A 12,855-nucleotide genomic window follows, 5' to 3' on the forward strand; every position below is an offset into this window, starting at 1 on the left:
GTACCTCTTGTTGTTTTAATGAATAAAATAACAGGAGGTTTTTCTTATGAAAAAATGGTCTACAAAGGACATTATTATTTTAGCGTTAATAGGTTTCTTATTTTTTGGGGGATATTCCTTGCTGCAGGGTGGATTTATGTTGCATTAGAGGCTGCGCTTCCTCCGCTAGGTTATCAACCTTTCGCAAATGAGATTCTATTCGGGCTTTGGGTTATGGCTGCACCTGTCGCTGCTGTATTGGTTAAAAAACCAGGGAGCGCAACTTTAGGTGAAGTTCTAGGGGCATTAGCTGAAATGCTATATGGTTCATTTTTTGGAGCTGGAGTTATTATCTCAGGTATAGTACAAGGATTGGGTTCAGAGTTTGGTTTTTTAGTTACTAAATATAAACGTTACGATTATAAATCTCTATTCCTATCTGCAATAGGTATTACACTTTTTAGCTTTGTCTTTGAATATTTTAAACTTGGCTATGAAGCTTATTCTATAGGACTGATTTTAGCATTATTAGTTGTTCGTTTTATCTCAGTAATAATTTTTGGTGTTATCTGTGTAAAACTTATTCTAAATATCGTTAATAAAGTTCAAAAAAGCGGTAATGAGTAATGAACATTATAGAAATCGTTGATTTTTCTCTAAAAATTAAAGATAAGGTCTTATTTGATAATGTCAATCTAAATATAAAAGAGCACAGTTGGCTAGTTTTAACAGGAAATATTGGTAGTGGCAAGTCTACCCTACTTCGAACAATTTGTAAATTAAATAAGGAAAAATATGACGGACTCATAGCTTACAAAGAAAAAAATATAATTGATATACCTATGCAAGAACATGTTAGAAACATAGGGTATGTGATGCAACATGCAATTAATCAATTTGTTATGCCTATTTTAGAAGAAGAGATAATCTTTGCTTTAGAAAATCTCTGTCTAGAAGCACAAGTTATTAATGAAAAACTAGAGTATGCTTTATCAATCACTAAAACAAAAGAACTTGCAAATAAACATATTCATACATTATCTGGAGGAGAACGTCAACGTGCTGCATTTGCTGTAGCTTTAGCGATGGGGAGTGAAATACTAATATTAGATGAACCTTTTGCAAATGTTGATAAGAAAACTCGTAGCTCTCTATTAACTTTACTTAAAGACTTAAACAATCAAGGTGTGACTATAATAGTTTGCGATCATGAATATCAACTGTATTTAAACTATGCAGATACTTTCTATTATCTTTCTAATGGGGGTTTGAAATTAATAGAAAACCCAAGCATAAAAACTACAACTATAAATCTAGCTAAAAACTTACAAACAGAAGAATTACTTAAACTTAAAGAAGTCATTATTACTCAAGGGAACAAAAAATTATTAAACACAACAGATTTTACAATACACAAGGGAATTACTACCCTAACAGGAGATAACGGAACAGGAAAAACAACACTACTACATGCTATCTCCCAATTAAAAAAATATAAGGGAAATATTTATTTTAAAGATACCAAAGTGAAAAAATCAAGAAAGTTATATAGAAAACTAAGCACTTGCTTACAAGATGCCTTTCAGCAATTTATTAGCTTAATGCCACGAGAAGAAATATCTATGCAAAAAGATATTTGGGAACATGCTCACGTGTGGCAAGAAAGACTTTTAAAAGAATTTGATTTAGAAAAAGAACTCGATAAAAGTTTATATTATTATAGCGGTGGCCAAAGAAAACTTATTCAACTTATGTGTTTATTAAGTCAAAAAACTGATCTGTTGCTGTTAGATGAACCTTTTACTCATCTAGATGAGGGAGCTTGTTCATTCATCATGGATTGGATAGAAGAGAATAAGAAGCTTGTAGGTCAATCATTTATTATTGTTAGCCATAGATTAGAACCGCTAAATAACAGAAGTGATTACCATATTGAAATCTCAAATAATACTTTGCATTGTATAACGGAGGATAATTATGGAAAAGAAAATAATTAGTCCTACTCTTACTCTAATAATAATGTTATTAACTATTTGGATTTCATTTAGTAAATTACTAGCTCTAAATATTACTATAATATGCACAACAATAGTTTTATTAGTTTCGTCAAAATATTGGAATAAGTTACTAATTTTTCTATTCCTACCTCTTCTACCTGCAATAGGTTCTGCCTGGGCTATTATTGTTCAAACTTCTAATTATAAATACGCTCTTTTAATTTTTACTAGAACATATAGTTTTGCAGGATTAGGTTTAATTTTAGCAACATATATCTCTCTAGTGGAACTATTAAAATATCTTGAACAACATGGACTTTCATCTAATATAGTCTATGGTCTTCTAGTAGTTATTCAAGCATTACCTAGAATACAATACGAAACACAAATGATTACAAAGTCAAGTCGTCTCAGAGGAATTTTCTTACCTTTTTGGTCACCTTACTACTATGCAAAAGCTATATTTATAGCTTTAACTTGGCAACCTCAAATATCTGAAGCGATGACAGTACATGCCTATGAAGACTTTAAAAAACGAACTCACTATAATAAATATATAATCGATAAAAACAAAAGTATATTTATTATATTACTTTTCTCTATACTTTTATCTCTATTATTAATACTAAATAAATAGAAAGAAGCCATCATAAAAATCACTCCATGATGGCTTTTATATGTCTAAAAAATAAAAAAACTGGCGGGAATGTGTGGGAATCGAACCCACCCAAGAGGCTCTTAACCCCTCATACTAGTTTTGAAGACTAGAGAGCACACCAGAACTCATCCACTCCCATACACATATCATTATACAACAAATAAGATAAGAAAGCAAGATAATACATTAACGTATAAAAATTATATTTATTTTATTAATTCCCAAAGTAAGTTCTAGTTCAAATAAAAAACAAGAATTTAAGGGAGTGGCTTAAAAATCGTGATTTCTGATATATACCCAAAATTCTGGACACATATATATTTAGTTTAAACAAGTGGATATTCTCCTCTTTCATACATCTCAACACATTTTACTTTAAAGTCATAACTATAATGCATAAAAATACCCCTTTCACTGGCTTGTCCAGTAAAAGGGGTACATATTAAACAAGATTTCATTGAGTCACCCCCGCAAAGTTTATTAAATATCTAAAAAGCTTTTATAAAGCGAATTTAGATATCGATAAACCTCTACATCTATGAATTCTCATATAAACTTTTTAAACAATTTAGGCCTTTTGGGTCAGCCCCTGAAACTTAAGTCGAGAAGTTCCAGAGTAAATTCCGCCTTTAAAAAAATTAGAATTTATGGTAAGAAAGAATTTTTTAATTCAACTTTATTTTTAAACTCGGCTTAAAGTTAAGTTCCATACAAGGTTTCATCTCTATTTCCCAAAATTTATCTGTGTTCTCTCACATTCAATAAAAATTATTTCTTCATATTTTTACAAAAATACACTATATTATGATATAATATAAGAAAACGAATTCAAAAAAATGGAGGTCTATTATGCCACGTATAGTTGCTAGAGGATTTAAAAAAGAAGATTTAAAAAAAGTTAGTGCTGAGCTTTTCGACACTATTGCAGAAATAATCGAAAGACCACGCGAAGCTTTCACATTAGATTTAATTGAAAGTGTTGCTATTCTTGATGGAGAAGAAATCAGCAGAGCAAATCTTGAAATTGGTTGGGTTCACCGTCCAGTTGAAGTTTGCGAAAAAGTTGCTAATGCTGTTAACGAACTTTTCAAACCACTTGGTTACGAAACAGTAATGATTTCATTTAAAGATATTGACTTAGCATACGAATTTGTATTCAAAAAATAATTATTAAAAAAGGAGTGATTTAAAAATCTAGATTTAGTAGAATCTGATTTTTCAAATCACTCTTTTTGTATTATCCTTTTACTTGAGTTTCATACATTTTTTTGTAACTTCTCCCAAGGGCTAATAATCGTTCATGTGTTCCACTTTCAATTACCTTTCCTTTTCTAAGGACATAGATCATATCAGCATTTTTTATAGTTGATAATCTATGGGCTATTATAAGTGTTGTTCGCCCTTGTTTTAATTCTTCTATAGCTCGACTTACATTTTGTTCTGTTTCACTATCAATATTTGCCGTCGATTCATCAAGAATTAATATCTTAGGATCTTTTGCTAAGGCTCTTGCTAGACAAATAAGTTGCTTCTCTCCTGTAGAAAAGTTACTTCCACCTACTTCTACCTTTGATTCCAACGAGCGATTTTCTAAAATGAAAGCTCCCCCAACTCTAGACAATGCCTCTTTGGCGATTTTTTCATCGTTAGAAGTCGTAATATTTTCCAGTAAAGTACCTTCAAATAAAAATGAGTCCTGAAGTACTATCGCTGTTTTTTCTCTTAGATATTCCTTACTATAATCATTTATATTTCTACCATTGATTAGGACATTCCCTTTAGTCGCACTATAAAACTTAACAATTAAATTCATTATAGTACTCTTACCGCTTCCCGTATGCCCTACAAAAGCTACAGTTTGGTTCTCCTTAATTTCAATATTCAAATCACGAAGTACATAAAAATCATCTTTATAAGAAAAATAGACATCTTCAAATTTAATATTTCCTCGGAAATCATCCTCAATAATATCACTATGATTGTCTTTCTCGATTTCCAACTTAAGTATTTCTTGAATATTTATAGCTGCACCTTGCGCTCTGATATAATTAGAAATCCCCATCGTAAAATCCGCAATTCTATAAATTATATCCGTTGTATAATTAATAAATAGATATACCATTCCCAATGTAATACCATAAACATTATTAAAATGTGAATACGAATAATAATAAACAATGCCTATGAAGATTACAATTCTAAACACTCCAGTTATATTATGAAGTAATAGACTATCTACTAAATTCAATTTTTTCCAATATTTATAGCGTTCTTCATTATGCTTATTCCAGTCTTCAATACTTTCTTTCTCTTTATTGAAAGCTTTGATAATTTCTAAATTTTGATAATTTTCATTTATAATCCCATTACTTTGAGAAAATTTACGTCGATACCCCTTAATACTATCTATTGATAGCTTATTATAAAGTTTTAAAACTATAAACATCACTGGGAATAACGCTAGCATAAATAATCCAAAACGTATATCTACATAAAATAATACAACATAAGAAAAAATAATCTTAAGTGCGATTATTAATATTTGAACAAATGTCGAGACGAAAAATGTTCTAATTTGATTAACATCACTCGTTATCCTAGATACTACAGAACCCGCCGGCATATTATCAAAATACTTAATAGGTAGGCTTTGGATATGATCATATACCTGCATCTGAATTCTAACATAGACCTCATTAGCTCCTTTTACCAAGTAAATATTTCTAATGTAGTTAGAAATACCTGAACACAGTAGTATAAGTCCATATCCAGCTACTACAATTAATGATTTTAAAATTATCTGACGTGTCAAATCTCCAGTTATACCATCAAAAACTTTTGATAATACATAAACTCCAGCTACACCTAACCCGACATTCAGCAATGAAAAAACAAAACCAAGGACATATGATTTTTTTGCATATTTCATATAAGGAAGAAATTGAAATAACGGATTTTTATTCTTCATCATCTTCTACCTCCTTATTTTGATACTCATCTAGTTGCTTATACCAAGGACACTTCTCAAGTAGTTCATCATGCGTTCCAAAATCTAATATCTTCCCATTATCTAATACAACAATTTTATCCGCATGTCTTACTGCAGAAATTCTATGTGCTACTATTATATTAGTCTTACCTTCGCGTGTTTTCTTAATATTTTCTATAATAGTTTTTTCAGTATTTGAATCTACAGCACTCAAACTATCATCAAGTATTAATATTTCAGGATTAGATAACAATGCTCTCGCTATACCTAGACGTTGTTTTTGACCACCAGATAAAGATAAACCATTTTCTCCTACAAGAGTATCAATACCATCTTTAAACCTGCTAATATCCTTTTTAATATCAGCCTGTTCAAGAACATCTTCTAACTTATCTTCTAAATCATATCGATAAAAAAGAACATTTTCCTTTATGGATTTTGAGAACAGTTGATATTCTTGTGGTGCATATCCTATCTTAGCTCTTACAGAGTAGTCATAATATCGTTCAATACCTTTACCATCAAGAAGTAAAGTATTTTCTTTTATCGGATATAGATGTAAAAATTGTTTAATAAAAGTTGTTTTCCCACTTCCTGTCTTCCCAACTACTCCTATAGTTTCACCTTTATTAATAGTAAAATTAATATCTTCTAGTACATGATTATTCCCCTCATAACTGAAATTAAATTCTTTAAATTCAATTCTACTATTAAATTCAAAATCACTTTCGGCTAATTCATTATTAACATCAGCTTTTTTATCAGATATTTCCAATATTCTTTTAGTAGCCTGTCTAACTTCTATAAGCATAACAACTAGCTCTGATAAAGCAATATAAGGCCACTGAATCATCCCTATAACTACACAGACAGAGATTAACTCCCCTAATGTCATCATTCCTAAATTAATAAAGTAGAAACCTCCAGCCACAGCTATAATATAACTTGTCGCCAAGGATACAGTATTTAACGGTTGATAAACAAGGGTTCTCTTCATATATTGTTCATTACTTCTAGCATAACTTCTAAGTTTTCCTACAAAACTATTTCTTACTTTACCTAGCAAGCTATAAGCTCTAATTACACGAATACCTTTAACATTTTCTAAAGTCTCTTCTGTAATTTCATCCATAGTTTTTGCCATTTTATTATAGTATTTTTCTTGCACTTTTCGTCTGCTCACTAAATAAATAGTCTGAAGAATCAAAGGTATATGAATCAGTAATAAATAAATCAAATTAGATTTGTTAAATATAAGAACACTTATAAATAAATTGTAAATTATTCCATCAAAGATTAATAAAATACCATAACCAAAAAGTGGTGCTATATAATTTGTAATGTCATTAGTAGATCTACTAATTACTTCCCCTATACTAAATTTGTTAAAAAATATCGGAGTATGCCTATAAATATCGTGTTGAATATCGTATGTCATATCTTTAATGACTTTGTCATAACCTATAAAAGTATAGTATTCTTTAAAGAAGTAGACAATATACAACGCAATTCCCACTAAAATAATTTTTAATATTTCATTAACTATACCCTTAAAATCAATACTTCCACCCGCTATACCATCAACGATATAACTCAACCTATCCATTGGATATAATGTAAAATAATACGATGCAATGGAAACTAACAAAGCAATCAAAATACGATTTTTGTCTCTATAAATAAGATTTACTATTTTATTTAATATTTGTTTATTACTTACAAATTCACTCAATTTTTCACCCTCCTTCTTTTAAATTCAAATTACATTTTAATAATTATAACACATTTAAACACTTAATATTATTAAAAAATAAAAATAGGAATGACTCAAAATTTATATTTCTCCAGTTATCCCTATTCAACTACTAAATCTATATGATTCTTTTTTTATAGTAATATATAATTTATCTCGATTTGATTTATTGAACTTCTTTATTGAATTTCTCTCAATTTAAAATAATCTCAAGTACACTATTTTCTTAATTATTTTTCTTTTTAAACTCAACTATTGCATCCTTTGCAAGTTTATCTACTAGTTCATTAAGTTCAACTCCAGTATGAGCTTCTACTTTTACAAAATTTACTTTTACTCTTGTTTTTACTTTATTATAAAATTTCACATAATCTTGAGTATAAGGAAGCTTCGCCTGCCAAGTTCCAGTTGCCCAATCTTCTATCCCTTGATAATCATAAAACAAAGTTATTTCACTAATCCTCTTATCAGCTGCATACCACATAACAAATTTTGCAGCCTCCAGTTCTCCAGCAACGTTATGTAATTGAGCATAATCTTCACGATTACCGGCATGTTTATATTCATGTTTTCCTTCATCATCTACTATGACTACACCAGAGCCATAGATACCACTTATCCTATCGAAACTACCATCGATATAAGCATACACTCCATCAACTTCTTCTATATTCTCTATTTTTTCTTTATTACCTTCTAAGAAAGCTTCGGCTTCTGATAATGTTTTAAAACTCTTATAAATTGCCCCCTTAAATCCAAAAACCTGTTCTTTGCACTCATCCCAAGTAGAAAATATGCCCGTCTTCTTACCATTTTTTACTGCATAAAATTTTGACATCTTGCTCTCCTTTTAAACTATTTCCTTTTAAATTATACTACATCAAAAATATTTAGTAAATTTTTTCAAGAAAACATCATACTAATTAATAAGCAATTATTTTTTGAAACTAGACATATTTTTCGAAATCAAAAAAACACAATAAATACCTCTACTATAATTTTCCTATTTTTTTATACAAATAATAATTAATACAATATAAGAATATTATTTCAAAAAATATCATCATTTTAGTTAATTTGATAAATTTAATTTTAACTTCTCTACAAAAAGATATTGATAATCTGTTTCATTTGAAGCGTTTTTATGTTATATTATAGATATATATAATTTTAAAAGGTTGATTTAATAAAAATTATATAAATAGTTTTAAGGAACTAAGATGTTTATAATCAATCTTGAAAAATTAATTTCAAATAAGATTATTATATAAATATAAAAGGAGAATATTCCATGAAAACAAATAAATTATTAAAATCTAGTATGAGTGTTGCATTGGCACTTACTATATCTTCTATCACAGCTCAAGCTTGGCCTACAAATAACAATATAGCAAAAGCTGATTTTGGTGATACTGCAGCTACTCAACAAACTAAAGATGAATTAAATGCAATCATCAATAAAATATTTAACGATCAGTCTATCACAAATAGATACTTAGGTACTACATTTTTCCATAAAACTTCAAACTTCCCTTATTATCATGTAACATTTGAAAATCATCAAGTACCTGATGATGTTATCGACACTACCCCATGGTATAACATGTGGAGTGAAGCTGCTACTGCAAAAGTAAAACTAGAGGCAAACTCTTACACAGAAAAAACTGCAAAAAATGCAATTAACACTTTAAAATATTATATTCAACTTTATAACTTTGAAGTTGGTCACGATTTACACGACGATGGTTTCTACACTACAACTGACTTTAAAACACCAACAATGGTAACTGTTTCTAGCGATGGACAACAAGATTTCTATAAAAAAGTAGTTGACAATAAAGAAGAAATTAAAAACTTATTTAAAGAATCACTAGTAGGAATCTACAAACAAGGTCAAGACATAGAAATCAATCTTGTTGCTAATCCTGATAAAGTAAGCAAAATTACAAGCTTTGTCGTTAATAAAGTATCTGGTTTAGATACAAACGTTAAACTAGGACCTTCTGCTGAAGATCAACGTATCATAGCATTTAGTGTTCCTGGCGAATTAAAAGCTGAGCAATTGGTAATATCTAACATGACTTATTTAGATAAAAACGGAAATAAACAACAAACTGGACCATTTGCATTAGATATAAACTATTCATCTGCCCAAAAAAATAACGAAGCTATCCCTAAATATAGAGAAAAATTAAACGAGAAAATTCAAAATTGGATAGATCGTGGTAATAAAGTTAATGAATGGTTGCTAACAAAAGAGAACACTTCAGACACTGCTTCAGATTTCTCACAAAGAGCTAAAATTACTGAAGCTGTAACAAAATTACAAGAGTTGAAGCGTTCTGAAAATGCTAATTACGATAAACTTTATGAAATTTCTACACCAATTCACGAAATGGAAGATATTGCAACCTTACGTGAAGTATTAGATATTAAAGTTGCTAAACTTCTAGAATATTTCGAACTATATAACGAAAAAACATATACAAAAGAAAGTATCGAAAATTACAAAAACTATATTAAGAGCGTTCCTGCATTAAAAAATACAAAAAATATCAAAGAACTAGTTCAATTAATAAAAGATTTTGATAATGCGAACTTCACTTACTTGAAATACAATACTACAGAGCTAAAAAGAATAATTGATATCGCTGATAGAAAAATAAAAAGTGAATACGAGCCTGTAACACTTGAAAAATTTGAACAAGCATTAAATCACGCTAAAGACTGGATTAAACAAACAGAAAGCTATAACCCTCAAATTAACGATACATCAGATCGTGTAAAACAATTAACAGATGCTATCAATAATCTTGTTAAAAAAGATGGACAAAAAGGCGAACCAGTTCCTGCGGCACCTGTTGAAAACACTACAAAACCAGTTGCTCCATATAACGTAACAGCTAAATTCGTAGAACGAGGTAGCGATAAACCTATTAAAGCAAAATACAGTCGCGATTTAACAGAACTTATAAAAAATGTAGAAGTTCACGAATTAGGAAATGGTAAAAACGAAGTAATACTAACATTAGAACCAAAAATCGCGGGAGGGTCTATCGACTTCGCTCTAGCAGATACTTTCAAATACAACAGTCTAGGAAATACAGATGCCAATGCTGAAGTAATAGAAACAAAAAATATCGGCGGGCGTGATTACCCTACTAAATTAAAACTTATAGTTGATGCAACTAAGAAAAATATTGAAATAGCTCTCTTAGGAAACTTTAATTTTAAAGACTCATTTTATTTCGGAAATAATGGAATTGAAAACTTTACAAAACCAACAGACTTATATATCGATTACTCTACAAAACTAGAAGCAAAAAAAGAATCTCCTTTAAAAGCCACTTTAAGAAATAAAATTGATTATTACACTAGTGATGTTGTACAAAATAATTATAAAAATCTAAGACAAGAGTTTAAAACATACTTTAATCAACTAATAACTAAAGCTCAACAACTTTTAAACAACGATTCATTAACAAAAGACGACGTAGATAATATAATAAATAAACTACTAGATGAAAGTACAAAATTAGATTCTTTAGCTAACCTACATAAATCACTACAAAGTGCGAAAGATTCTTACGAAAACGAATGGAAAAATAACACACATTATACAAATGAAAGTAAAGCTCTAGTAAAAGAAAAACTAGATGCGGTTGAAAGAAAAATAAACGAACTTTCTCCTAGTGATATAGAAGGTAAAAAACAAACATACCTAAGCGAATTTGAAAAAGAAGGTACAGTTACAGTTTATGAAAAATTGGATGAACTAACAGGTGAAGTACAGCATTTAAGTGATTATCTTCGTATAAATACAGAAGAACTTTCAGGAGAAATCAAAAAAGCTGAAGAAGCATATAACAACTTTAACAAAGTTACACAAGCAAAACTTAAACTTAAACAATTAATCGATGAAGCAAAATCTTATGTTGCTAATGCTAAATTAACTCCTGAATCTCCTGATACAGATGATCAAGTTAATACAGATTTAACAGACTACTACAAAGAGCAATTTAAGTTTGCTATTGCTGACTTAAACAGTTCTCAAGCTACAACAGAGACTGTTCCTGCAAAAGAGCAATTAAAAAATAAAATAGCCGAAGTTGAATTAATAAAACAAGGCAAAAAAGATCCGGCTGCCTTTGTTACTTTAACTAATGAATTAGCAAAAGCTAAAGAACTATTAAAAAATGATTCTACTAGTGAAGAAGCATTATTAGCAGAATTAAATAAACTTACAAATGCAGTAAATACATTCAATAATTCTGCCGATACAACTCAAGAAAAACCAAATAATCCAACAGATTCTACATCTTCTTCAGATTCTAACAATAAAATAGAATTACAAGGTTCATTATTAAAAGCAGATTCAACTTCACCTTCTATGGCGAACGGTATAATCAAAAATACATATTTAGTAACGGAAAATGGAAAAACATATTTAGAATTAGACCTTATTCCTATGAACAACGGAACAGCTAATATTGGGGTTATGAGTAAACTTACATACTTTGATGGAGAAATTGAAAAAGATGTTCAAGTATTAAAAGAAGATACAGCAAGTGTAACTTACAACAATCAAACTAATTCTTATAAATATCCTTCAAAAATTAGAATACCTATTGAAGGAAAACCTACTACTATAAAACTTAATACTTTTGCAAGTAGTACAGTATTTGGTACAGATAAACACGAAAACGTAGCTATATTATCATTAAAATATCCTAAAGAAAATGCAGCTATTACTGCAGATAAAAAACAATTAAGCGCGTTATTTGATGCAACAACAAGCAAATACTATGATAGTTGGAACAATGTATTTAAAAACGCCAATGTAAGCCAAGACTTAGAAGTAATTAAAAACTTTGGTAATAAAATAAATGCGGCTCAAAATGTATTGAAAAACACTACTGCTAGTTCAGAAGAAATATCAGCTGCATTTACAAATCTATTAGACTTAAAAAATCAATATGATTTACTTATTCAACTAAGACAATCAAATGCTGAAGCTGTAGCTAACTTTAACTCTGATAAAGAAAGTAAAAAATATAGTGAAGCAAGCATAAATGCTGTAGATAATTTCCTACAAGAAAAAATAGATAAGTTAGAAGATTTAATACATAATAATCCTAAATCTAACGAAATTTTAAAACTATTCAACGATGTCCAAACATACTCTACTATGCTTAGATATGATACTTCTAAACTTGAAGAAGCTATAAAATCTGCACAAGATAAAATCGCTACTAATAAATACTCAGAAGAATCTAAAAGCAATTTAACTGCAGTTATTACTAAAGCTACAGAATTCATCAATAAAGCTAAAGAAACTAGAAACTTAGAAGACACTCGCTCTACTCTTATAAAAGAGATTGAAGATGCAGTTAGTGGATTGAAAGAAATAACTCCAGCTGAGGAAAACAAACCTAACGACAAAGTTGATACACCTACTAATAACGAAGGTAACTCTTCT

General features: G+C 29.3%; 8 protein-coding genes and 1 tRNA gene. 5 read left to right on the forward strand and 4 right to left on the reverse strand.

From position 1 onward, the window contains the following. Positions 1-18: 18 nt before the first annotated feature. From RWS90_RS04325 to RWS90_RS04335, 3 genes are read left to right on the forward strand one after another with little or no spacing between them, the layout of a single operon-like run. The gene (locus RWS90_RS04325) at positions 19-606 is read left to right on the forward strand and encodes an ECF transporter S component (RefSeq protein WP_314548962.1); all 588 of its coding nucleotides are present in this window, start codon (positions 19-21) and stop codon (positions 604-606) included. After that, on the forward strand, positions 606-1,976 hold the full coding sequence (locus tag RWS90_RS04330) for an ABC transporter ATP-binding protein (RefSeq protein WP_314548964.1): 1,371 nt from the start codon (positions 606-608) through the stop codon (positions 1,974-1,976). The genes RWS90_RS04325 and RWS90_RS04330 overlap by 1 nt, the downstream gene beginning before the upstream one ends. Then, positions 1,957-2,613, forward strand: a complete 657-nt coding sequence (locus RWS90_RS04335; RefSeq protein WP_314548965.1) for an energy-coupling factor transporter transmembrane component T — start codon at positions 1,957-1,959, stop codon at positions 2,611-2,613. The genes RWS90_RS04330 and RWS90_RS04335 overlap by 20 nt, the downstream gene beginning before the upstream one ends. Before the next feature lie 61 nt (positions 2,614-2,674). Here RWS90_RS04335 and RWS90_RS04340 read toward each other — a convergent pair. Next, positions 2,675-2,771 (reverse strand) — tRNA-Sec (locus RWS90_RS04340). Positions 2,772-3,483: 712 nt separating this feature from the next. On the opposite strand from RWS90_RS04340, the gene RWS90_RS04345 reads away from it, so the two are divergent. Then, positions 3,484-3,801, forward strand: a complete 318-nt coding sequence (locus RWS90_RS04345; RefSeq protein ID WP_048803358.1) for a DUF1904 family protein — start codon at positions 3,484-3,486, stop codon at positions 3,799-3,801. 70 nt (positions 3,802-3,871) lie between these two features. On the opposite strand, the gene RWS90_RS04350 is transcribed toward RWS90_RS04345, so the two are convergent. The 3 genes from RWS90_RS04350 to RWS90_RS04360 form a co-directional block, all read right to left on the reverse strand. After that, complete coding sequence (locus tag RWS90_RS04350; RefSeq protein WP_314548966.1) at positions 3,872-5,605, reverse strand: ABC transporter ATP-binding protein; 1,734 nt, start codon at positions 5,603-5,605, stop codon at positions 3,872-3,874. Further along, a complete protein-coding gene (locus RWS90_RS04355) occupies positions 5,592-7,355 on the reverse strand; it encodes an ABC transporter ATP-binding protein (RefSeq protein WP_314548969.1) in 1,764 nt (587 codons plus the stop codon). Before RWS90_RS04355 ends, RWS90_RS04350 begins: the two co-directional genes overlap by 14 nt. Before the next feature lie 247 nt (positions 7,356-7,602). Then, a complete protein-coding gene (locus RWS90_RS04360) occupies positions 7,603-8,214 on the reverse strand; it encodes a ribonuclease H family protein (protein ID WP_314548972.1) in 612 nt (203 codons plus the stop codon). Positions 8,215-8,667: 453 nt separating this feature from the next. On the opposite strand from RWS90_RS04360, the gene RWS90_RS04365 reads away from it, so the two are divergent. Beyond that, the coding region (locus RWS90_RS04365; RefSeq protein ID WP_314548973.1) for a peptidase at positions 8,668-12,855 on the forward strand (4,188 nt) is incomplete at its 3' end.

Source organism: uncultured Gemella sp., from assembly GCF_963529685.1.
Taxonomy (GTDB): Bacteria; Bacillota; Bacilli; order Staphylococcales; family Gemellaceae; genus Gemella.

Coding starts and splice junctions, on each gene's coding strand:
- RWS90_RS04335 (WP_314548965.1), top strand. CDS start 1,957: ATGGAAAAGAAAATAATTAGTCCTACTCTTACTCTAATAATAATGTTA.
- RWS90_RS04350 (WP_314548966.1), bottom strand. CDS start 5,605: ATGATGAAGAATAAAAATCCGTTATTTCAATTTCTTCCTTATATGAAA.
- RWS90_RS04330 (WP_314548964.1), top strand. CDS start 606: ATGAACATTATAGAAATCGTTGATTTTTCTCTAAAAATTAAAGATAAG.
- RWS90_RS04325 (WP_314548962.1), top strand. CDS start 19: ATGAATAAAATAACAGGAGGTTTTTCTTATGAAAAAATGGTCTACAAA.
- RWS90_RS04360 (WP_314548972.1), bottom strand. CDS start 8,214: ATGTCAAAATTTTATGCAGTAAAAAATGGTAAGAAGACGGGCATATTT.
- RWS90_RS04345 (WP_048803358.1), top strand. CDS start 3,484: ATGCCACGTATAGTTGCTAGAGGATTTAAAAAAGAAGATTTAAAAAAA.